Origin of the sequence: Agreia bicolorata (genome assembly GCF_000938265.1) — a bacterium.
GTDB lineage: Bacteria > Actinomycetota > Actinomycetes > Actinomycetales > Microbacteriaceae > Agreia > Agreia bicolorata.
Window position 1 is genome coordinate 21,603 of sequence record NZ_JYFC01000007.1, and the last position, 20,662, is coordinate 42,264.

The window sequence follows — 20,662 nt, forward strand, 5'->3', positions numbered from 1 at the left end:
CCTCGGCGGGCCAGGGAATGAAGCGCAACCCCGTTTCGTTGTAGGGGTCGTGCGGGTAGCGTTTCGCGAACCGCACGACCATCAACCGACATGCTTCACGAGGAGGCCCGTTTTGCCTACCGTTACCGTCACTGCCGAATCCCTCGACAAGACCATCACCGACAACGAGATCGTTCTTCTCGATTTCTGGGCCGATTGGTGCGGGCCGTGTAAGCAGTTCGCGCCCGTCTTCGAAAAATCGAGCGACGACAACACCGACGTGGTCTACGGAAAGATCGACACCGAAGACCAGCAGCAGCTCGCAGCCGCCGCCCAGATCACGTCGATCCCCACGCTGATGGCGTTCAAGAACGGCGTGCCCGTGTTCCGCCAGGCCGGATCACTTCCTGCACCCGCCCTCGCCGACCTCGTTGCGCAGCTCAAGGCGCTCGACGTCGAGGCCGCGATGAAGGCGCAGGCCGAGGCAGACGCCGCAGAGAGTCCCGCCGAATAGCCGCGTCGGTATCATGAGCGGATGATCACTCTGACCGCATCAGCACGAGCGCTCAGAGTGGTCCACGTCCTGTGGGTAATCGGCTTCCTCGTTGGAACAACCACTCACACGGCGGACCTGATCTTGGGCGGAGTGAACGCGTACGGCGGCTTCCCTCTCGGCGTCCGACTGTTCTGGGTGACACTAACGATCCTGGATCCGGCGGCCGCTGCGCTGATCATCTTTCGACGGCGCCCCGGCATCGTTCTCGGCAGCACCGTGATGATCGCCGACATCGCAGTGAACTGGACCGTCTTCGCAACGGTCGGCGGACTCTCGTTCTTCGGCGTCATCAGCCAAAGCCTGTTCGCGGTGCTCATCCTCGTCACGGCTCGCCCTCTGTGGATATGGTTCGGGCCATCTTCCAAACGAGAACAGGCCAACCAGAACAGAAAGGCCTGACGCTGCCGAAGCCAGACAGTCGTGGGCGAGAATACAGATAGGGCACGGTGTCGTAGGCCTCGCGTAAGCTCGTTGCGTGAAGGTTTTAGCGGCAATGAGTGGCGGGGTCGACTCCGCGGTGGCTGCCGCGCGCGCGGTCGAGGCGGGGCACGACGTGGTCGGGGTTCATCTAGCGCTCTCGCGCATGCCGGGCACCCTGCGAACCGGTGCTCGCGGCTGCTGCACTATCGAAGATTCGATGGACGCGCAGCGCGTCGCCAACAAGATCGGCATCCCGTACTACGTGTGGGATTTCTCCGAGAGATTTAAGGCTGACGTGGTCGATGACTTCGTGGCCGAATACACGGCGGGGCGCACGCCGAATCCGTGCATGCGTTGCAACGAGCGCATCAAGTTCGCCGCCCTGCTTGAGAAGGCCGTCGACCTCGGCTTCGACGCCGTGGCCACGGGTCACTACGCCAACATTGTCACCGACGCCGAGGGCAATCGCGAGCTGCACCGGGCGGCGACCTGGGCCAAAGACCAGAGCTACGTGCTCGGGGTTCTCACCAGCGAGCAGCTCGCCCACAGCATGTTCCCCCTGGGTGCCACGCCGTCCAAGGCCGAGGTTCGCGCAGAGGCCGCCGAACGCGGCTTCTCTGTGGCGAAGAAGCCCGACAGCCACGACATCTGCTTCATCCCCGACGGAGATACTAAGGGCTGGCTCGCCGAGCGGGTCGGCGCCGAGACGGGCGAGGTGCTCGAGAGAGACGGCAGCGTTGTCGGCACCCATGAGGGCGCGCATTCGTTCACCGTGGGCCAGCGTCGGGGCCTCCATCTCGGTATGCCCGCCGCCGACGGCAAGCCGCGCTTTGTGCTCGAGGTTCGTCCCATCACCAACCAGGTTGTCGTCGGCCCGAAAGAGGCGCTCGATATCTCCGAAATCGCCGGTGCGCGTTTCACCTGGGCTGGTCTTGCACCCGAGCACCCCGAGGTCGCCTTCGAGTGCGAGGTTCAGATCCGCGCCCACGCCGACCCTGTGGCCGCGACCGCGGTCGTCAGGCCGCTCGACGTTCCTGTTCCCGTCGAGGGCCAGCGGCCCGCATCCGACCACGAGCTCGTCATCACACCGCACACCCCGCTCAACGGCGTGGCGCCAGGACAGACGGCCGTCGTCTACATCGGCACCCGCGTGCTCGGCCAGTGCACCATCGATCGCACGGTCAGTGTTGTTCCGGTCAGTGCTGTTTCGGTCAGTGCTGTTCCGATCGAGGCCGCAGTCTGATGGCTGGGCGCAAGCCGGCAACGACGCCGAGCCACGGCACCGAGGCCGATTCGCTCGAGGTTCTGCCGAGTGAGGTCACACCCGATCTTGCCCAGGCCAAGGTCGAGGCCGAGGAGCTGACCACCCGCATCCTCGAGCTGCGCGATCAGTACTACGAGAAGAACGCATCGACCGTTTCCGACTCCGAGTACGACACCCTCGTGCGACGGCTCGACGCACTCGAGCGGGCTCATCCCGAACTCCAGAGCGCCGACAGCCCCACCCAGACGGTGGGCGGTCGCGCCGAGACAACGATGTTCACCCCGGTCACGCACGCTGAGCGCATGCTCAGCCTCGACAACGTCTTCAGCGAAGAAGAACTGCGCGAGTGGGCTGCCAAGATCGAGCGCGACGCAGGCCGCAGTGCCGTGCGGTACCTTTCCGAGCTCAAGATCGACGGTCTGGCCATCAACCTGCGCTATGAGAACGGCGTGCTCGTCACGGCTGCCACGCGGGGCGACGGAGTTGTGGGTGAAGACGTCACCGACAACGTGCTGCAGATCAAGCAGATCCCCGCGCGATTGAAGGGCACTGGGCATCCGCCCCTGGTCGAGGTGCGCGGCGAGATCTTCTTTCCTGTCGCGTCGTTCGACGAGCTGAACGCCTTGCAGGAGGCCGCGGGGGAGCGCGTCTTCGCCAACCCGCGCAACGCGGCGGCCGGCTCCCTTCGTCAGAAGACCGAGGGCAAGAACGCCAAGCAATTGGCGCTCGTCGAGAATCGTCTGTCGCGCCTGCGCATGCTCGTGCACGGCATCGGCGCATGGCCGAACCCTCCCGTCGCCGCGCAGAGCGAGGTCTACGGTCTGCTCGAGCAGTGGGGCCTTCCCATCTCGACACACTTCAGGGTCTTCGACCTGGTCGACGACGTCGTCGAGTTCATCCGCTACAACGGCATCCATCGCGCGAGCGTCGAGCACCAGATCGACGGCATCGTCATCAAGGTCGACGACCTCGCCCTGCACGCCGAGCTCGGGGCCACGAGCCGTGCGCCGCGTTGGGCGACGGCCTACAAATACCCTCCCGAAGAGGTCAACACCCGACTGCTCGACATCGTCGTGAGCGTCGGGCGCACCGGTCGAGCCACGCCGTTCGCCGTTATGGAGAAGGTCGAGGTGGCCGGCTCCGAAGTGCGCCAGGCCACACTGCACAACCAAGACGTGGTCAAGGCCAAGGGCGTGCTCATCGGCGATATCGTCGTTCTGCGCAAGGCGGGCGATGTCATTCCCGAGGTGCTCGGCCCTGTCGTCGAACTGCGCACCGGTGACGAGCGCGCTTTCGTGATGCCCGAGAACTGCCCCGAGTGCGGCACGAAGCTCGCTCCTGCCAAAGAGGGCGACATCGATCTGCGCTGCCCGAACGCCCGCAGCTGCCCGGCGCAGGTTCGTGGTCGCGTCGAGCACGTGGGCTCCCGAGGCGGGCTCGACATCGAGGTGCTGGGAGAAGTCTCTGCCGCGGCGCTCACTCAGCCGCTCGAACCGGCAGAGCCCCCGCTCGAGACCGAGGCGGGGCTCTTCGCCCTGCGCATGCAAGACATCTTCCCGATCACTGTGGTCGTGCGTGACAACGAGACGGGCATGGTCAAGCTCACCGATGATGGCGAGCCGAAGCGAGTCATGCCGTTCCAGCGCAAGCGCCAGAAGCGCGATGGGGCATTTGACCCCGAGTCCGCCGAGTTCGCGGGCGACGAGTTCTCCGTTCCCTCGACGAACGCGGTGAAGCTGCTCGCCGAGATCGAGAAGGCCAAGACCAAGCCGCTGTGGCGCATCCTCGTGTCGCTGTCGATTCGCCATGTAGGTCCCGTCGCGGCGCGCGCCCTTGCCGACTACTTCGGCTCGCTCGATGCCATCCGCGCGGCGAGCCGCGACGAACTCGCTGCGGTCGACGGCGTCGGCCCCATCATCGCCGACGCCCTCATCGACTGGTTCGCCGTCGACTGGCACGTCGACATCGTCGAGGCCTGGGCCGCGGCCGGCGTGCGGTTCGCGACCCCGGGGCATCCGGGGCCCGGCGCAGCCGTGGTCGAGGGCGGCGTGCTCTCGGGCGTCACCGTGGTCGCCACCGGCTCGCTCGAGGGATTCACCCGCGAGGGCGCCCTCGAGGCGATCATCAACGCGGGCGGCAAGGCCGCGTCGAGCGTGAGCAAGAAGACCGACTTCGTGGCCGCGGGCCCGGGTGCTGGCTCCAAGCTCACGAAGGCCGAGGCCCTCGGTCTGCGCATCATCGACGCCGAGCAGTTTGCGATCCTCGTCACCGAGGGCCCGGATGCGTTGGGCCCGGCCCCCGAGGCGGAGAGCGCACCCGAGGCAGAGAACGGCGAGTAGCTCCTCCGGTAGAATCGGTGGGTTCGTCCGAACTCCCCCCGAATGAAGACACGGAGCAGCATGTCCGAAATCACGCAGGAGCAGGTCACCCACCTCGCCAACCTCGCCCGCATCGCGTTGACGCCCGAAGAGATCGTGTCGCTCACCAGCGAACTCGGGTCGATCATGGATCACGTGGCCACCGTCACCGAGGTCGCGACGCCCGATGTGCCGGCCACGAGCCACCCGATTCCGCTGCAGAACGTGTTCCGCGACGACGTGGTGGGCCAGACCCTCACCGCCGAAGAAGCGCTGGCCGGTGCGCCCGACCACGACGGCTCGCGGTTCCGCGTCACGGCGATCCTGGGGGAGGAGCAGTAATGACGACCGATCTCACTCGGCTCACCGCCGACGCCCTCGCCACCAAGCTCAGCTCCGGCGAGGTCAGCTCCGTCGAGGCCACCCAGGCGCACCTCGACCGCATCGCCGCGGTCGACGGGGCCGTTCACGCCTTCTTGCACGTCGCATCCGACAGTGCCCTCGCCGAGGCGGCTGACATCGACCGTCGCCGCGCCGCGGGCGAAGAGATGCACCCGCTTGCCGGCGTGCCCATCGCCATCAAAGACGTCATCGTCACCAAGGGCATGCCCACCACCAGTGGTTCCAAGATCCTCGAGGGTTGGGTTCCGCCCTACGACGCCACGGTCATGACGAAGCTGCGCGCCGCAGGGCTCGTCTCCATCGGCAAGACCAACATGGATGAGTTCGCCATGGGCTCGTCGACCGAGCACTCCGCATACGGTCCGACGCACAACCCATGGGATCTCGAGCGCATCCCCGGAGGCTCCGGCGGAGGCTCCGCCGCCGCTGTCGCCGCCTTCGAAGCCCCCTTCGCCCTGGGCAGCGACACTGGCGGATCGATCCGCCAGCCCGCACACGTCACCGGCACGGTCGGGCTCAAGCCCACCTACGGCGGAGTCAGCCGCTACGGCGCCATCGCCCTTGCCTCCAGCCTCGACCAGATCGGCCCGGTGTCGCGCACGGTCCTCGACTCCGCGCTGCTGCACGACGTGATCGGCGGGCACGACCCGCGCGACTCCACGTCTCTCACCGACGCATGGCCCTCGTTCGCCGAGGCCGTGCGCAACGCCGACGTTGCGGGTCTGCGCATCGGCGTCATCAAAGAACTCCAGGGCGATGGCTTCCAGCCCGGTGTTATGGAACGTTTCCGCGAAGCACTGGCTCTTCTCGAGGGTGCGGGCGCAATCATCACCGAGGTCGAGCTTCCCAGCGTCGAGCACGCGATCGCCGCCTACTACCTGATCATGCCCGCCGAGGCCTCCAGCAACCTGGCCAAGTTCGACTCTGTGCGCTTCGGTCTGCGGGTCAACCCGAAGGGTGGCGGCACCGTCGAAGACGTGATGAGCGCCACCCGCGAGCAGGGCTTCGGCGCCGAGGCGAAGCGTCGCATCATCCTCGGAACCTACGCGCTCTCGGCCGGCTACTACGACGCCTACTACGGCAGCGCACAGAAGGTGCGCACGCTGGTGCAGCGCGACTTCGCCGCAGCCTTCGCGAACGCTGACGTGCTGGTGTCGCCCACAGCGCCGACCACCGCCTTCAAACTCGGCGAGAAGACGGGAGACCCGCTGTCGATGTATCTCAACGACATCGCGACGATCCCGGCGAACCTCGCCGGCATCCCGGGAATCTCGGTGCCCGCGGGACTGGCCGCCGAAGACGGGCTGCCCGTCGGCATCCAGTTCTTGGCGCCGGCGCGCGAAGACGCCCGTCTCTATGGGGTGGCCGCCGCGCTCGAGGCGCTCCTCGAGCAGAAGTGGGGCCACACGCTCCTGAGCCAGGCGCCCGACCTGTCTCCCAGTGAAATGAACGCGACCGACGAGGGAGCCGTCTGATGGCGAAACTGATGGACTACGACCGCGCGCTCGAGCTCTTCGAACCGGTGCTCGGCTTCGAGGTGCACATCGAGCTCAGCACCAAGACCAAGATGTTCTCCGACGCTCCGAACTACTTCGGCGGCGAGCCCAACACGAACATCACGCCTGTCGACCTCGGTCTGCCGGGTTCGCTTCCTGTGGTCAACGGCCAGGCGGTGCGCTACGCGATCAGCCTGGGCCTCGCGCTCGGCTGCTCGATCGCGCCCACGAGCCGCTTCGCCCGCAAGAACTACTTCTACCCCGACCTGGCCAAGAACTACCAGATCTCGCAGAGCGACGAGCCCATCGCCTTCGCGGGCTCCGTCGAGGTCGAGCTGCCGAACGGCCGCATGTTCACGGTGCCGATCGAGCGCGCGCACATGGAGGAGGACGCCGGCAAGCTCACCCACGTGGGCGGCGCGACCGGTCGCATCCAGGGCGCGGAGTACTCGCTCGTCGACTACAATCGGGCGGGCGTTCCCCTGGTCGAGATCGTCACCGACATCATCTATGGCGCCGAGGCCGATGCCCCGGAACTCGCCAAGGCCTATGTCTCCACCATCCGCGACATCGTCGTGGGACTCGGCATCTCCGAGGCGCGCATGGAGCGCGGAAACCTGCGCTGCGACGCCAACATCTCGCTGCGTCGACGCACCCCCGAGGGTGAACCGCCCGCTCCTCTCGGAACGCGCACCGAGACGAAGAACGTCAACTCGCTGCGCAGCGTCGAACGCGCGATCCGCTACGAGATCCAGCGCCAGGCCGCCATCCTCGACGACGGCGGAACGATCACGCAGGAGACCCGCCACTGGCACGAAGACACGGGCCAGACCTCGGCCGGTCGACCCAAGTCCGACGCCGACGACTACCGCTACTTCCCGGAGCCCGATCTGCTGCCGGTCGTTCCGTCGGCCGAGCTCATTGAAGAACTGCGCGCGGCTCTTCCCGAGGCCCCGGCGATCCGTCGCCGCCGTCTCAAGGCCGAGTGGAACTTCACCGACCTCGAGTTCCAAGATCTCACGAACTCCGGTCTCGTGAACGAGGTCATCGAGACCGTCGCGGCGGGTGCCGCCCCCGCGGCGGCCCGCAAGTGGTGGACGGGCGAGATCGCCCGCACCGCCAACGCGCAGGGCGTCGACGCGACAACGCTCGTCACTCCGCTGCAGGTCGCACAGCTCGTGGCACTCGTCGACGCCGGCACGCTCACCGACCGCCTCGCGAGGCAGGTTCTCGAGGGCGTCATCGCCGGCGAGGGCACGCCCCAGCAGGTCGTGGATGCGCGCGGCCTGGCCGTCGTGTCAGACGACGGCGCGTTGATCGCCGCCATCGACGAGGCGCTGCAGAGCCAGCCTGATGTGCTGGCGAAGATCCGTGACGGCAAGGTTCAGGCTGCCGGCGCTGTCATCGGTGCTGTCATGAAGGCGATGAAGGGCCAGGCCGACGCCGCACGAGTTCGCGAACTCGTGCTCGAGAGGGCCACGGCGCTTCCCGAGTAGTCGCAGAGCGTGGAGGGGCTAGAAGTCGATCCCCGTCAGATCCTCTGACGCGGTCCACAGCCGCATGGCAACCCTCTGATCGAGGGCTCGTCGGCTCTGCTTCGCGCGCCCCGGAGGGCCCGTGAGCCCGAACGCCCCGGTGGGCCCGACGTAGTCTCCGCCAGAGATGCTCGCCCAGGTCGCCGCGAAAAGCTCGGGTTCTGCGCCCTGCTCGGCGTCCTGTGACGTTCCGGGCGACTGCATGAATCTCTCGACGAGCGCGTTGGCCGGTTTATCGCGACCGAGCTGAGGGCCGGCGCTCTGCAGATTCGTGCGGCTCGAACCGGGATGCGCCGCCGCACTCAGCAGGCCCCACCCGGCGGCATCGCTGCGGCGCTGCAACTCGTGGGCGAAGAGCAGATTCGCCAGCTTCGACTGCCCATAGGCGAGCCACGCGTTGTACTTCTTCTCGGCGTTGAGATCGCCGAATCGGATGCGACCGATCCAGTGCATCACGCTCGACAGGGTGACGACCCGGGGCGCTTCTGCGGCTGTCAGCGTCGGGAGCAAACGTGCGGTGAGCGCGAAATGACCGAGATGGTTCGTGCCGAACTGCAGCTCGAACCCGTCTTCGGTCGTGTGCCTCGTGGGCACCGCCATTACCCCGGCGTTGTTGATCAGGATGTCTGTGGGCACCTTCTCTGCGGCCATACGATCCGCGAACGCCTGCACACTTGCCAGAGATGCGAGGTCGAGGCTTTCGAGTTGCAACGAAGCGTTCGGCGCGGTCTTCCGAATCGTCTCCGCGGCGTGCGCGTTCTTCTCCGCCGTTCGAGCGGCCATCACCACGTGGGCGCCGGCGGCAGAGAGACGGCGCGCGGCCTCGAGGCCGAGCCCGCTGTTGGCCCCGGTAATGATCACGCGCTTGCCGTGCTGGTCGGGAATGGACAGCGGGGGTGCGGTCGACATGAAGCTCCTCGTGGCGAGGCGGGGACTTGGGTTCGCCGCCTATGCCTTCAGGCTATTGCGCATTCATGACAATGCATACATTCATCGCTACGCGGAAAGCGGAAGCCTGTCGTCGCGCCCGGTCAGAGCGAGGAGCTTCGACTGCAGCGGCGCGTGCTCGGGAACGGGCACCGGGGAGCTGAACAGGCCCGACGCCTCGAGCGTCTCCTTCTGCGGTTCGAAGACTGTCCAGACCGCCGCGATCAGCTGTTCGTCGATGACCTCAGCCGAACTCGTCGCACGGGCGAGGTCCCAGGTGTGGATCGTGACGTCGGAGACCTGCTCGCGCAGGTAGTCGGAGACCGTCACGGTGTCGTACGAGAGCTGCACCTGCGCATCCGGCGCTGCAGATCGCCAGGCGTCGGTGGCCGCCTTCGAATACCGAGCCCACTCTGCTGTGAGATCGCTCGACAGCGGTCGCTTGAGCGATCGCGCCTCGCGCAGGCTGCGGCCCTCGAGCAGCAGGGGCACCCACTGCTGCTCTTCGATGACATGGGTGACGAGCTGGCGAGTGTTCCAGTCGGTGTCGGGCGTCGGCGCGTTCCAATCGGTCACCGCGGCGAGGCGAGCGGTGAACTCGGCGTGCGCGGTGTTCTGCAGTGTCAGCCAGTCGATGGTCACGATGGGGCTCCTGTCGGCAGTGCTCGTCATAGTTCTCGGTATAAGTCCATCATGGCCGCGCGCATTCCGCCGAGCCTGTGCGGATAGGCTCTCGGAGTGACCTTGACGACCAGAGATATCGACCCCACCGATCTGACTCCGCTCCTGGCGATGAACAACGGTGCGATACCGGCGGTCAATCTACTCGACGAGGCGGAACTTCTCGATCTCGTGTCGATGGCGCACTCCGCCGTCATCGTCGTCGACGACGCATCGCCCCGAAAGCCGCTGGGCCTCGTGATCACGCTGACCGCCGGCAACGACTATGACAGCGAGAACTATCGCTGGTTCGAAGAGCGTGGCGGCGACTTTCTCTACGTCGACCGCATCGTCGTGCATCAGGCCATGCGGGGTCGGGGCCTCGGGCAGATCCTCTACGAGCGGGTCTTCGCCGAGGCCGAGCTCGCGGGTCTTACCGAGGTGACCTGCGAGGTCAACCTCGATCCGCCCAACCCCGGATCGCTCGCCTTCCACGACCGGCTCGGCTTCGTGCAGCTGGGGGAGCAGGTCACGAAGGGTGGGTCAGTGAAGGTCGCGCTGCTTTCCGCGCCCGTCTTTCCCGCTTCGTCTTTGCCCGAGCCCGCCTAGCTTCTCGGCTCAGGCGCGGTCGGCCAGCAGCTGCTCTCTGACCGCCCTGCGCAGAACCTTGCCGATGAGGGACTTCGGAAGCTCGTCGATGACCACGATTCTCTTCGGTACCTTGTATGCGGTCAGCTGGCTGCGGCACCAATCGCGAAGCTTCTTCTCGTCGAAGTCGGCCTTCGAAGAAAGCACCACCGCCGCGACGACGTCCTCTCCGCCGCCCCCGCTCGGCATGCCGACCACGGCCACGTCGGCGACTCCGGGATGCTGACGCAGCGCGTCTTCGACCTCGGAGGGCGCCACATTGAATCCGCCCGTGATGATGAGCTCCTTGATGCGGTCGACGATCGTGACGAAACCATCGGCATCCTGCGTGCAGATGTCGCCCGTGCGGAACCAGCCATCCTTGAGCAGCACGGCATCGGTCTCGTCGGGCTTCTGCCAGTAGCCCTGGAACACCTGAGGTCCCCGGATCAGCAGTTCGCCTTCTTCTCCCGTCGCACGATCGACGGAGGTGTCCTCCGGATCGACCACCCGGATCTCGGTGCTGGGAAAAGGCACACCAACGGTGCCGGGTCTGCGGCTCGGGCCGATGGGGTTGCCCAGCGCCACGGGGGAGGTCTCGGTGAGTCCGTAGCCCTCGACCAGGTAGCCGCCCGTCGCCTTCTCCCAGAGTTCGACCGTGGAGATCGGCAGGTTCATGGCGCCCGAGATCGCGAAGCGGATGCCCGTGAGATCGACCTTGCGCTTCTGGGCCCCCAGCGCGAGTCGCTCATAGATCGGCGGCACAGCGGGAAGGAAGGTGGGTGGATGCGACTTGGCGGCGTCGAGCACGAGGTCGACGTCGAACTTGGGCAGGAGAACGAGCCGCGCTCCACTGTTCATTGCAAAGGTGAGACAGAGCGTGAGGCCGTACGCGTGGAACATGGGCAGCACGGCATAGATGACCTCTTTGCCGGCCACCATGCCTGGTACCCAGGCCCGGCCCTGCAGCGCGTTGGCGTGCAGGTTGAGGTGGGTGAGCTTCGCACCCTTCGGTGTTCCGGTCGTGCCACTGGTGTACTGAATCACGGCGAGATCGTCGACCGATGGTCGTGGAACGGAGCGCCGAATCGGCCGGTGATTGAGGAGCTTCTCCCATGGCGTGCTGTGCTTCGAATCGGCCGTGAGCGCCTTGCGCGCCTCGCGCGCTTTCGGCACGGGCAGGCGCAGGGCGACCCGCTTGGAGAACGGCATAGCGCGTGTCACATCGACGGCGATGACCGTGTCGAACGCGACATCGGCGGGCATCGAATGGATGCGTTCGCCCACCTTGTCCCACACGATCGCGACTTTCGCGCCGTGGTCTTCGAACTGGTGGCGCATCTCGCGATCGGTGTACAGCGGATTGTGTTCCACGACGATCGCGCCCAGCCTCAGCACCGCGTAGAACGCGATGACATGCTGTGGGCAGTTCGGCAGCACGAGCGCCACCCGGTCGCCGTGGCCGACGCCCGCTCGCCGCAGCCCCTCCGCTGCGCGCGCGACGAGCATGCCCAGTTCCGCATATGTCGTTGTCGATCCAAAGAAGTCGAGGGCGACATTGGAGCGAAACGTCTTCACCGACGCATCGAGCATGTCGACAAGAGACCCGGCGGGGAGTTCGATCGTGGCGGGCACGCCGTCTGCGTACTGAGTAATCCAGGGCCGGTCGGTCTCGATGGTCATTCGTTGCCCTTCGCGTCGTCGTGCAGTCATTATCGCGCAGCCGCATCGACATTCCATGGGCATCGATGGCGGTGCGCCCGCCGTGCTAGCGTGCGAGCGTGTCGAGAATCGTCGGGGTATCCGCCGCACTTCCCCCGAACTCGTATGCCCAGACGGAGATCACGGCGGCCATCGCCCCGATGATCACGCAGGATGCCTCGAAGCAGGCCCTCCTGCGGCGTCTGCACGAGGGAAGCCGGGTGGAGCGACGTCATCTGGTGCAGCCCATCGAGCGCTACCTCGAGGGCCAGAGCTTCACGACCACGAACGGCATCTTCATCGAAGCCGCGACCGACCTCGCAGAAGAAGCGCTGACGGCGGCTCTGATGCAGGCCGGGATTGCAGCGGATGAGGTGGACTTCGTGCTCTTCACCTCTGTCACCGGTGTATCAGCTCCCTCCATCGACGCGCTGCTGGTTCCCCGAATCGGGCTCCGGCCCGACGTGAAGCGTGTACCGATGTTCGGGTTGGGATGCGTCGCGGGCGCCGCCGGCATCGCTAGAGTCGACGACTACCTGGCAGGCCATCCGATGGGGGTCGCCGTTCTGATCTCGGTCGAGCTCTGTTCGCTCACCGTGCAGCGTGGCGACGATTCGATGGCCAACCTTGTTGCGTCGGGACTCTTCGGCGATGGGGCCGCGGCCGTGGTCATGGTGGGGTCGGAGCGTGCAGCCCAGCGACCGGATGACGGGTTCGACATCATCGCTGCCCGCAGCGCTCTCTATCCGGACACTCGTCACGTGCTCGGATTCAACCCCGGAGAGACGGGGTTCCGGATCGTGCTGACCGCGGGAGTCGCCGACGTGGTCGACGAGCACTTCGGCACGGATATGACTCAATTTCTCGCCGACAACGGAACGACGGTCGGTGGCATCTGGCGGTGGGTCGCGCATCCGGGCGGCCCTCGGGTGCTCGACGCCTTCAGCGACGCCCTGCGCCTGCCGTCCGACGCCCTCGACGCCAGCTGGGACTCGCTTGCCCGGGTCGGCAACCTGTCGTCGGCATCGGTTCTGCACGTGCTGGCCGACAGCATCCGCGATCACCCGCCGGTCGCCGACGAACTGTGCGCCCTCTTCGCGCTCGGCCCCGGAGTCTGTGCCGAACTTGTTCTGATGCGATGGTCTGGGGATTCGAAATGACTCTGTCGGTTCTGCTTTACGTGATCCTCATCCTGCTGACCGGTGGCGAGCGCATCGCCGAGCTCGTCGTGTCGACCCGCAACGCGGCGTGGGCTTTCGCGCGCGGCGGAATGGAGTTCGGCAGACGTCACTTCGGGCCGATGGTCGCGCTTCATACGGGCCTGCTTTTGGCGTGTCTCGTCGAAACGCTGCTCGCTGACCGGCCGTTCATTCCGTGGCTGGGCTGGCCAATGCTGGTGATTGCTCTCGCGAGCCAGGTGCTGCGCTGGTGGTGCATCGCATCGCTCGGCCACCGCTGGAACACGCGGGTCATCGTGGTTCCCGGTCTGCCGCTCGTGCTGCGCGGACCGTACCGGTGGCTTCGTCACCCCAATTACATCGTCGTCATCGCCGAGGGCATTGCTCTTCCCCTGGTGCACAGCAACTGGGTGACCGCCCTCGTCTTCACCGTGCTCAACGCGGTACTGCTGTTCCGGTTCCGCATTCCGGTCGAGGAACGAGCGCTCGAGGCGGCGCTCGGCGAGAAGCCCGTCACACCCCGATGACCACGGTCGATGTCGACGTCGCCGTGGTGGGCGCGGGTCCCATCGGTCTCGCCGCCGCGATCGAGGCGAGGCTCGCCGGGCTGTCGGTCGTCGTCATCGAGCCGCGGTCTTTTCCCATCGACAAGGCGTGCGGCGAAGGCCTGATGCCCGGCGCCGTCGCAGCCCTCGCGCGACTGGGTGTTCATCCTGAGGGAGCCGCGATCGCGGGCTTCCGCTACGTCGATGCGACGAGATCTGCTGAGCACCGCTTCGCCCGAGCATCCGGTCTCGGCGTGCGCCGCACGGCCCTGCACGACGCGCTCGCGGCGCGCGGCGACGAGCTCGGCATTGAGCGAATCGATGCCCGGGTCACCGAGCTGGTGCAGCACGCCGAGGGCGTGACGGTCGGCGACGTGCGGGCATCGTGGCTGTTCGCCTGCGATGGCCTGCACTCCACGGTGCGACGGATGGTCGGCCTCGAGCGGTCGGCCTCGGGCAGAGTCGACCGGCGCCGCTTCGGGCTGCGCAGGCATTACGCGATCGAGCCGTGGACCGATCTCGTCGAGGTGCACTGGGTCGCGGATGCCGAGGCCTACGTCACGCCGCTGGCCGAAGGCCTCGTGGGGGTCGCCGTGCTCGGGCGCCCGCGCACCGACTTCGACGAGGTGCTGTCGCAGCTGCCGGAGCTCTCCGACCGGCTCCGAGGATCGCACCCGGTCGACAGCCTGCGCGGGGCGGGGCCCCTCCGGCAGCGCAGCACGGCCCGCAGTGCCGGGCGGGTGCTGCTGCTGGGCGATGCCTCGGGGTACGTCGACGCGCTCACGGGGGAGGGCATCCGGGTAGGACTGGCCCATGCGCGGGCCGCCGTTGGGGCGATCGGCGGTGAGGGCGCGCGGCAGGCAGCCGCATATGACCGTGAGTGGTCCCGCGTCAGTCGGGACTTCCGCGTGATCACCTCGGTATTGCTCGCCGCGGCGCAGTCACCTCTGCGGCCGCTCATCGTGCCGGCGGCCCGGGCGATGCCCGCACTCTTCGGCGCGGCGGTGGAGCGCCTCGCCCGCTAGGCCTACGGGGCGTGACCTCGCGGGGACGCGCTGCTACGGTCGAGACATGTCTCCGGAACGACTCGCCGCGCTGGTGCAGCTGCGTCGCGCGCGCGACCTGATCGACAGGGAGTTCGCCCGGCCGCTCGACGTGCCGACGATGGCGAGGCACGCGCTGATGTCGCCGGCGCACTTCTCCAGACAGTTCCGCGACGCGTACGGCGAGACGCCATACGGCTATCTCATGACCCGGCGCATCGAGCGCGCCATGGCACTGCTTCGGTCAGGAGTCTCGGTCACCGACGCCTGCATGGCGGTCGGCTGCACCTCGCTGGGCTCCTTCAGTTCTCGGTTCAGCCTGCTGGTCGGCGAGACACCCAGCCAGTACCGCAGACGGGAGCACGAAGCCGTGCAGCTGATGCCGTCGTGCGTGGCGAGCGGGTACACGCGGCCGCGCACCGCCGACTCGGCGACCGCCGAATCGAGCAGGATTCGAGAAGCCGTGATGTCGCTGTCGGCCTAGCGTGGCATCCATGACCATCTCACTTCAGTACGCAGGCATCACCGTCACCGACGTCGACGAGGCACTCGGCTTCTACCGAGACGCCCTCGGCTTCGAGGTGCAGAACGACGTCGCCAATGGAGGCTTCCGCTGGGTGACGCTCGGCAGCCCCGGCCAGCCCGACCTGTCGATCGTGCTCTCGGAGCCCCACGCCGGCCGGTCCCAGGCCGACGGCGACGCGCTCGAGGAACTGCTCGTCAAGGGCGTGCTGCAGACGCTCGTGTTCCGTAGCGACGACCTCGACGCGAGCTTCGAGAAGGTTCGCTCATCCGGGGCCGAGGTGCTGCAGGAGCCGATCAAGCAGCCGTGGGGACCACGCGACTGCGCGTTCCGCGACCCCTCGGGCAACACGGTGCGCATCTCCCAGGCGTAGGCGGGGCGACCCGCATCGTCAATGCCGGGCGGCGCACAGGATGTCGCGCGCAGACTGGGGGAGTGAATCTCGTTCCCGCAGCCCTCCGCGATCGCATCCGCCTCACCCTCAGTGGATCGAGCAACGAGCCGCCTGAGTGGTCGGTGCGTTTAGACGAGGGCGACGACGGCGGCTTCTTCGCGCCGGGCTCGGCGACGTGGGGCGTGCATGGCGGCATGTCGACGATCGTCGCGGGTATCCGCGCACTGCTGATCCAGGCGCTGCACCCGGGGGCGATGGCCGGAGTGCACGACCACTCCCGGTACAAGGAGGATCCCCTCGGCCGCTTGGCCGGCACGATCCGTTGGATCTTCACCGTGAGCTACGGCGATACTCGAACGGCGATCGGCACCTCGAATTGGGTGCTGAAGATGCACGAGCGCGTCGTCGGCAGCTATGTGGATGCGCGAGGCGTCTCCCGCCCCTACGCAGCCAACGACCCGGAGCTGCTGCGCTGGGTGCACCTCGCGTTCACCGACTCGTTTCTCGCCACGGCCAAGCTCTATGGCAAGCCGATCCCGGGCGGCCCCGACGCCTACGTTCGCGAATGGGCGAAGGCGGGCGAGTTGATGGGAGTGCGAAACCCTCCGCGATCGGAGGCGGAGCTCTCGGCGCAGCTGCGTCAGTACCTCGATGCGGGCGAGCTGGTGTACAACGACCGCGTCGCCGAGGCTGTGTCGTTCATCCGCCGTCCGCCCTTGGGCCGGTCGCTGATGCCCGGATACGCCCTTCTGTTCGCGGGGGCCGTCGCATCCATCCCCGAGCCCTATCGGGGCATGCTCCGGCTGCGCGTGCCGTCACTCGGGCCCATCCGGATGCCCGTGGCGGCCGTGACCCGGCTAACACTCCGGGTGATCGCGGGAACGTTGGAGAAAGACCCGCCGAGCGAGCTCGCGGCACGCCGCAGGCTCGCCCGGCTGGGCATCGACGCCCCGGCGATCACGCGTAGGTAGCGCGAATCGGGCGGGGCCTGTCGATCAGACGGGGCGCGTCTCCGGAGAGACCGTGTGCTTGGCGTCGCGCACAACGACCGAACCCAGAGCCTCGTCGATGCGGGTGAGGACGCCCTCGTCGAGAGTGACGCCGGCAGCCTTGACGTTCGACTCCACCTGGTCGGGCCGCGATGCGCCCATAAGGGCGGATGCGACGTTCGGGTTCTGCAGGACCCAGGCGATCGCGAGCTGGGCCATCGTGAGGCCGAGGTCGTGGGCGATGGGCTGCAGCAGCTGCACGCGGGTCAGCACGTCGTCGTTGAGGAAGCGCTTGACCATGTCTGCGCCGCCCTTCTCGTCTGTTGCCCGGCTGCCCGGGGGAAGCTCTGCGCCGGGCTTGTACTTGCCGGTGAGCACGCCCTGCGCCACGGGAGACCACACGATCTGAGACAGGCCGAGCTCCTCGGAGACGGGCACGACCTGGTCTTCGATCACTCGCCACAGCATCGAGTACTGGGGCTGGTTCGAGATGAGCTGGAAGCCGAGTTCCTTCGAGAGTGCGTGGCCGGCACGGATCTGCTCCGCGTTCCACTCGCTGACTCCGATGTACAGGGCCTTGCCCTGGCGAACGATGTCGGCGAACGCCTGCATCGTTTCCTCGAGCGGCGTCTCCACGTCGTAGCGGTGTGCCTGATAGAGATCGACATAGTCGGTCTTCAGACGGCGTAGCGAGCCGTCGATCGATTCCATGATGTGCTTGCGCGATAGGCCCACGTCGTTGGGACCCTTGGGCCCGGTCGGCCAGTAGACCTTCGTGAAGATCTCGAGCGATTCGCGGCGCTGGTGCTTCAGCGCCTTGCCGAGCACCTTCTCCGCCGCGGTGTTCGCGTAGGCGTCTGCAGTGTCGAAGGTCGTGATGCCGGCGGTCAAGGCGGCTTCCACGCACTGCGCGGCGATGTCGTTCTCGACCTGCGATCCGTGGGTCAGCCAGTTGCCGTATGTGATTTCCGAGACTTTGAGCCCGGACTTGCCGAGGTACCTGAATTCCATGCTCATCACGCTACTCCTCGCGCTGCACGTCGGCTGGGGGTAGCGTGGGAGGCCTCCGATACGACAGGACCTCATGACCGCCATGCTCGAGATGATGAATCATCTGCTCGGCCTGGCTTTCGCGCTGTCGTTCGGCACAGGCGCGCTCGACACAGCCGCCGTCGTCGGCGTCGTCGCTCTCGGCGCCCTCGCCGTGGCGCTGTGCACGCGATACCTGGTGAGCCTGATCGGCCGTTCCGGCGTCTCGCTCATCGAGCAGACGGGCTTCGACCTCGCCGCCCTGCGCGTGCTGGTCGTGCAGAGCGATCCGAACGCGGCGGGCCGGCCGCGCACTAGGGCCCCGGCGCGCTCCATCCCGGTCGCCGCCTAGCCCCTCGGCTCGGCCAGCAACCACACGTCATCCATCTTCCGCCCATGACGTTGGGATCTCTCTGCCATGAATCCGTACACCCTCGGCCCGGTCGCGGCCATCCTCGATGCCGCCTATGCGGTTGTCCAGCACCTCGCATCACTGCTTGAACCCCTCTTTCCCGTGGCCGCCGCCGGCGCCGCCATCGTCGTCATCACCTTGCTCGTCCGCAGCGCGCTCATCCCGGTGGGAGTCTCCCAGGCGCGGGCCGAGGTCGACCGGCGTCGGCTCGCGCCGCTCATCTCCCAGCTCCGCCAGAAGCACGCGAAGAATCCCGAACGCATGCAGCGCGAGCTGATGGCCCTGTACGCGGCCGAGAAGACGTCGCCGTTCGCGGGATTCCTGCCCCTGCTCATCCAGGTACCGATCGTGTCGCTCGTCTACGGGCTTTTCACCCAGCTGCACGTGAATGGCCACTCGAACGGCCTGCTCGAGCAGACCGTCTTCGGCGTTCCACTCGGCACGAGCCTCATGTCGGTGTTCGGCTCGGGAGCCGGCCTGCAGCAGATGATCGTCTTCGGTGTGCTGCTGGCGTCGATCGCGGCCGTGGCGACCCTCTCGCGGCGCTTCCTCACCCCACTGCCACCGGTGGCCCTGCCGGGCACCCCGGCGGCGCCCGCCGCCGCGACCGTGCCGGGTGCCGAGTCGCTCACGCGCATCCTGAGTTACCTGCCGTATCTCACCGTGCTCTTCGCGGCCTTCGTGCCGCTCGCGGCCACGATCTACCTCGCACTGACCACGCTCTGGAGCTTCGTGGAGCGGCTGATTCTGCGGCGTCGGATGGCAGGATGAGAGGAACAAGGAGGTCGCCATGACGACATACGTGGCGCTCGTGCGCGGCATCAACGTGGGCACGAGCACCCTGGTGCCGATGCCCGACTTCCAGCGGGTTCTCGAGCAGGCGGGCTTCACGAACGTGAAGACACTGCTGCGCAGCGGCAACGCCGTCTTCGACTCGGCGACGTCGCTCTCGGCGGGCGACATCGTCGACCTCGAGAAGCGCTTCGCAGAGGTCACCGGAGTGTCCGCCCGCTTCGTCGTGCTCGAGGGGAGTGAGTTCGTGGGCGTCGTGCAGGAGAACCCGCTCGTCGATGTCTCCGACGATCCCTCGCGACTGCTGATCTCGTTCCTGCCCGATGCGGCGCCGCCCGCATCGACGCTCGTCTTTCCCGATGCCGACGGCCTGCTGCCCGAGATCATCAGCCTCGGCAGTAGGGCCGTCTACGCGTGGTGCCCCCACGGAGTGTCGAAGTCGGCGATCCCACTGGCCTTCTGGAAGCAGTTCGGTTTGGCGGCGACGACGCGTAATGCGAACACCGCGAACAAGCTGGTGTCGCTGGTGCTGCCTAGACTCGAAGGATGATCGTGCAGGGCGGAGCAGACGACTCGACCGCCACCATGCTGCACATCGACATGGACGCGTTCTTCGCCTCGGTCGAGCTGCTCGACCACCCCGAACTGCGCGGCCAGCCGGTCATCATCGGTCATGCAGGCGGCCGCGGCGTCGTCACCAGCGCCACCTACGAGGCGCGGCGGCTCGGCGTCCACTCCGCGATGCCGGTCTCGGTGGCCATGCGGCTGGCGCCGAAGGCGCACATCCTGCCCCCGCATCGCAAGCTGTACGAGCACTATTCGGCAGAGGTGATGCGCATTTTCCGAGACGTCACCCCGCTGGTCGAGCCGCTCAGCATCGACGAGGCCTTTCTCGACGTGTCGGGCGCCAGACGACTGCTCGGCAGTCCAAGCGCAATTGGCGCGCAGGTTCGAGCTCGGGTGTTCGCCGAGACCGGCCTCACCTGCTCTGTCGGAGCCTCGTCGACCAAGTTCGTCGCCAAGATGGCATCGCAGCGCGCCAAACCCGACGGCATGCTTGTCGTTCCCGAGTCCGAGATCCTCACCTTTCTGCACCCTCTGCCCATCAAGGCGCTCTGGGGTGTGGGTGCGAGCACTGAGGCCGCGCTGGCGCGCATCGGCATCAAGACGGTGCGAGAGCTGGCCGAGACGCCGTTGCCGGCGCTCACCAGAGCGGTTGGCGAGGCGGCAGGCCAGAAGCTCCACGCTCTGGCGCTCGGCATCGATCCTCGGGGCATCGTTCTCGAGCGGCAAGAGAAGAGCATCGGGCACGAGAACACATTCGAATTCGATGTCTCGGATCGGCGGGTTCTTCATCGAGAGCTGCTCAAACAGGCGAATCAGGTGGCCGTGAGGCTGCGCAGGGCGGGCCTTGAGGGTCGCACTGTCGCACTCAAACTCAGGTTCAGTGACTTCACCACCATCACACGATCGCGCACGCTCGCCGAGCCCAGCGACCTCGGCAAGCAGATCTACGACGAGGCCAAGGCCATCTTCGATGCGCTCGACCTGCGCGACGATCAGCGGGTGCGCCTCATCGGCGTGCGGGTCGAGCAGCTCGCCGAATCGGGCTCGGTGGTGCATCAGCCGTCTCTCTGGGCCGACGAGGCTGAGTCCCAGACCGATGGATGGCGCGACGCCGAGCGCACCATCGACAAACTGGCTGCACGCTTCGGCTCAGGCGCCGTCGGCCCCGCGTCGCTCATGCGCACGAAGAACCCGCCTACTCCCGAATAGAGGGTCCTCGCCGGTCGAGTAGGCCGCCTGCGGCCGTATCGACCATCAACGGGGGTG

The 20,662-nt window shown here is 67.0% G+C and carries 22 protein-coding genes; 18 read left to right on the top strand and 4 right to left on the bottom strand.

The features are described 5' to 3' along the window. The first annotated feature begins 112 nt into the window (after positions 1-112). From trxA to gatB, 7 genes are all read left to right on the top strand, one after another. Positions 113-493, top strand: coding sequence for a thioredoxin (trxA, locus tag TZ00_RS14650; protein ID WP_044442833.1), 381 nt, complete (start codon positions 113-115; stop codon positions 491-493). 21 nt (positions 494-514) lie between these two features. Further along, entirely contained in the window at positions 515-934 is a 420-nt protein-coding gene (locus TZ00_RS14655; protein WP_052521617.1) for a hypothetical protein, read from the top strand. 94 nt (positions 935-1,028) lie between these two features. Further along, the gene (gene mnmA, locus TZ00_RS14660; protein WP_044442835.1) at positions 1,029-2,198 is read left to right on the top strand and encodes a tRNA 2-thiouridine(34) synthase MnmA; all 1,170 of its coding nucleotides are present in this window, start codon (positions 1,029-1,031) and stop codon (positions 2,196-2,198) included. Then, the gene (gene ligA, locus TZ00_RS14665) at positions 2,198-4,558 is read left to right on the top strand and encodes an NAD-dependent DNA ligase LigA (RefSeq protein ID WP_084606174.1); all 2,361 of its coding nucleotides are present in this window, start codon (positions 2,198-2,200) and stop codon (positions 4,556-4,558) included. The genes mnmA and ligA overlap by 1 nt, the downstream gene beginning before the upstream one ends. A gap of 60 nt (positions 4,559-4,618) precedes the next feature. Beyond that, a complete protein-coding gene (gene gatC / locus TZ00_RS14670; protein ID WP_044442836.1) occupies positions 4,619-4,918 on the top strand; it encodes an Asp-tRNA(Asn)/Glu-tRNA(Gln) amidotransferase subunit GatC in 300 nt (99 codons plus the stop codon). Next, positions 4,918-6,453: an Asp-tRNA(Asn)/Glu-tRNA(Gln) amidotransferase subunit GatA gene (gene gatA, locus TZ00_RS14675; RefSeq protein WP_044442838.1), complete on the top strand. Its 1,536-nt coding sequence runs from the start codon at positions 4,918-4,920 to the stop codon at positions 6,451-6,453. Before gatC ends, gatA begins: the two co-directional genes overlap by 1 nt. Continuing rightward, entirely contained in the window at positions 6,453-7,970 is a 1,518-nt protein-coding gene (gene gatB, locus TZ00_RS14680; protein WP_044442839.1) for an Asp-tRNA(Asn)/Glu-tRNA(Gln) amidotransferase subunit GatB, read from the top strand. Before gatA ends, gatB begins: the two co-directional genes overlap by 1 nt. Before the next feature lie 18 nt (positions 7,971-7,988). On the opposite strand, the gene TZ00_RS14685 is transcribed toward gatB, so the two are convergent. Together TZ00_RS14685 and TZ00_RS14690 are read right to left on the bottom strand one after the other, a co-directional pair. After that, complete coding sequence (locus TZ00_RS14685; protein ID WP_044442840.1) at positions 7,989-8,918, bottom strand: SDR family oxidoreductase; 930 nt, start codon at positions 8,916-8,918, stop codon at positions 7,989-7,991. An 87-nt stretch (positions 8,919-9,005) separates the two neighbouring features. Further along, complete coding sequence (locus TZ00_RS14690) at positions 9,006-9,578, bottom strand: TIGR03086 family metal-binding protein (RefSeq protein ID WP_238579707.1); 573 nt, start codon at positions 9,576-9,578, stop codon at positions 9,006-9,008. A gap of 96 nt (positions 9,579-9,674) precedes the next feature. Between TZ00_RS14690 and TZ00_RS14695 the strand changes: the two genes are divergently transcribed. Next, positions 9,675-10,205 carry a GNAT family N-acetyltransferase gene (locus TZ00_RS14695; protein ID WP_044442848.1) on the top strand — a complete coding sequence of 177 codons (531 nt, stop codon included), beginning with the start codon at positions 9,675-9,677 and terminating at the stop codon, positions 10,203-10,205. 9 nt (positions 10,206-10,214) lie between these two features. Here the strand turns inward: TZ00_RS14695 and TZ00_RS14700 are convergent, their stop codons facing one another. Further along, positions 10,215-11,906 carry a long-chain-fatty-acid--CoA ligase gene (locus TZ00_RS14700; RefSeq protein ID WP_044442850.1) on the bottom strand — a complete coding sequence of 564 codons (1,692 nt, stop codon included), beginning with the start codon at positions 11,904-11,906 and terminating at the stop codon, positions 10,215-10,217. 98 nt (positions 11,907-12,004) lie between these two features. Here TZ00_RS14700 and TZ00_RS14705 point away from each other — a divergent pair, with 98 nt between their 5' ends. The 6 genes from TZ00_RS14705 (at position 12,005) to TZ00_RS14730 (ending at position 16,578) form a co-directional block, all read left to right on the top strand. Further along, positions 12,005-13,084 carry a type III polyketide synthase gene (locus tag TZ00_RS14705; protein ID WP_044442851.1) on the top strand — a complete coding sequence of 360 codons (1,080 nt, stop codon included), beginning with the start codon at positions 12,005-12,007 and terminating at the stop codon, positions 13,082-13,084. After that, entirely contained in the window at positions 13,081-13,629 is a 549-nt protein-coding gene (locus TZ00_RS14710) for an isoprenylcysteine carboxyl methyltransferase family protein (RefSeq protein WP_044442852.1), read from the top strand. The genes TZ00_RS14705 and TZ00_RS14710 overlap by 4 nt, the downstream gene beginning before the upstream one ends. Next, complete coding sequence (locus TZ00_RS14715; protein ID WP_044442854.1) at positions 13,626-14,672, top strand: NAD(P)/FAD-dependent oxidoreductase; 1,047 nt, start codon at positions 13,626-13,628, stop codon at positions 14,670-14,672. Before TZ00_RS14710 ends, TZ00_RS14715 begins: the two co-directional genes overlap by 4 nt. A 46-nt stretch (positions 14,673-14,718) precedes the next feature. Further along, the gene (locus tag TZ00_RS14720) at positions 14,719-15,174 is read left to right on the top strand and encodes a helix-turn-helix transcriptional regulator (RefSeq protein WP_044442856.1); all 456 of its coding nucleotides are present in this window, start codon (positions 14,719-14,721) and stop codon (positions 15,172-15,174) included. 10 nt (positions 15,175-15,184) lie between these two features. Next, the gene (locus TZ00_RS14725) at positions 15,185-15,586 is read left to right on the top strand and encodes a VOC family protein (protein ID WP_044443068.1); all 402 of its coding nucleotides are present in this window, start codon (positions 15,185-15,187) and stop codon (positions 15,584-15,586) included. A gap of 62 nt (positions 15,587-15,648) precedes the next feature. Next, the gene (locus TZ00_RS14730) at positions 15,649-16,578 is read left to right on the top strand and encodes an oxygenase MpaB family protein (RefSeq protein WP_052521618.1); all 930 of its coding nucleotides are present in this window, start codon (positions 15,649-15,651) and stop codon (positions 16,576-16,578) included. 24 nt (positions 16,579-16,602) lie between these two features. Here the strand turns inward: TZ00_RS14730 and TZ00_RS14735 are convergent, their stop codons facing one another. Further along, a complete protein-coding gene (locus TZ00_RS14735) occupies positions 16,603-17,607 on the bottom strand; it encodes an aldo/keto reductase family protein (protein ID WP_044442857.1) in 1,005 nt (334 codons plus the stop codon). 73 nt (positions 17,608-17,680) lie between these two features. Between TZ00_RS14735 and TZ00_RS14740 the strand changes: the two genes are divergently transcribed. The 4 genes from TZ00_RS14740 to dinB all read left to right on the top strand — a co-directional run bounded on the left by TZ00_RS14740 (position 17,681) and on the right by dinB (position 20,605). Continuing rightward, positions 17,681-17,977 carry a DUF6412 domain-containing protein gene (locus tag TZ00_RS14740; protein WP_044442858.1) on the top strand — a complete coding sequence of 99 codons (297 nt, stop codon included), beginning with the start codon at positions 17,681-17,683 and terminating at the stop codon, positions 17,975-17,977. A gap of 66 nt (positions 17,978-18,043) precedes the next feature. Further along, complete coding sequence (locus TZ00_RS14745; protein WP_044442860.1) at positions 18,044-18,808, top strand: YidC/Oxa1 family membrane protein insertase; 765 nt, start codon at positions 18,044-18,046, stop codon at positions 18,806-18,808. Between the two features lie 19 nt (positions 18,809-18,827). Continuing rightward, complete coding sequence (locus TZ00_RS14750; protein ID WP_044442862.1) at positions 18,828-19,379, top strand: DUF1697 domain-containing protein; 552 nt, start codon at positions 18,828-18,830, stop codon at positions 19,377-19,379. After that, complete coding sequence (gene dinB / locus TZ00_RS14755; RefSeq protein WP_044442864.1) at positions 19,376-20,605, top strand: DNA polymerase IV; 1,230 nt, start codon at positions 19,376-19,378, stop codon at positions 20,603-20,605. The genes TZ00_RS14750 and dinB overlap by 4 nt, the downstream gene beginning before the upstream one ends. Positions 20,606-20,662 lie beyond the last annotated feature (57 nt).

Excerpts from the sequence above, each read along its gene's own strand:
- TZ00_RS14655 (WP_052521617.1), top strand. The coding sequence starts at position 515 with ATGATCACTCTGACCGCATCAGCACGAGCGCTCAGAGTGGTCCACGTC.
- mnmA (WP_044442835.1), top strand. The coding sequence starts at position 1,029 with ATGAGTGGCGGGGTCGACTCCGCGGTGGCTGCCGCGCGCGCGGTCGAG.
- ligA (WP_084606174.1), top strand. The coding sequence starts at position 2,198 with ATGGCTGGGCGCAAGCCGGCAACGACGCCGAGCCACGGCACCGAGGCC.
- gatC (WP_044442836.1), top strand. The coding sequence starts at position 4,619 with ATGTCCGAAATCACGCAGGAGCAGGTCACCCACCTCGCCAACCTCGCC.
- gatA (WP_044442838.1), top strand. The coding sequence starts at position 4,918 with ATGACGACCGATCTCACTCGGCTCACCGCCGACGCCCTCGCCACCAAG.
- gatB (WP_044442839.1), top strand. The coding sequence starts at position 6,453 with ATGGCGAAACTGATGGACTACGACCGCGCGCTCGAGCTCTTCGAACCG.
- TZ00_RS14685 (WP_044442840.1), bottom strand. The coding sequence starts at position 8,918 with ATGTCGACCGCACCCCCGCTGTCCATTCCCGACCAGCACGGCAAGCGC.
- TZ00_RS14700 (WP_044442850.1), bottom strand. The coding sequence starts at position 11,906 with ATGACCATCGAGACCGACCGGCCCTGGATTACTCAGTACGCAGACGGC.
- TZ00_RS14710 (WP_044442852.1), top strand. The coding sequence starts at position 13,081 with ATGACTCTGTCGGTTCTGCTTTACGTGATCCTCATCCTGCTGACCGGT.
- TZ00_RS14715 (WP_044442854.1), top strand. The coding sequence starts at position 13,626 with ATGACCACGGTCGATGTCGACGTCGCCGTGGTGGGCGCGGGTCCCATC.
- TZ00_RS14720 (WP_044442856.1), top strand. The coding sequence starts at position 14,719 with ATGTCTCCGGAACGACTCGCCGCGCTGGTGCAGCTGCGTCGCGCGCGC.
- TZ00_RS14725 (WP_044443068.1), top strand. The coding sequence starts at position 15,185 with ATGACCATCTCACTTCAGTACGCAGGCATCACCGTCACCGACGTCGAC.
- TZ00_RS14735 (WP_044442857.1), bottom strand. The coding sequence starts at position 17,607 with ATGGAATTCAGGTACCTCGGCAAGTCCGGGCTCAAAGTCTCGGAAATC.
- TZ00_RS14740 (WP_044442858.1), top strand. The coding sequence starts at position 17,681 with ATGACCGCCATGCTCGAGATGATGAATCATCTGCTCGGCCTGGCTTTC.
- TZ00_RS14745 (WP_044442860.1), top strand. The coding sequence starts at position 18,044 with ATGAATCCGTACACCCTCGGCCCGGTCGCGGCCATCCTCGATGCCGCC.
- TZ00_RS14750 (WP_044442862.1), top strand. The coding sequence starts at position 18,828 with ATGACGACATACGTGGCGCTCGTGCGCGGCATCAACGTGGGCACGAGC.
- dinB (WP_044442864.1), top strand. The coding sequence starts at position 19,376 with ATGATCGTGCAGGGCGGAGCAGACGACTCGACCGCCACCATGCTGCAC.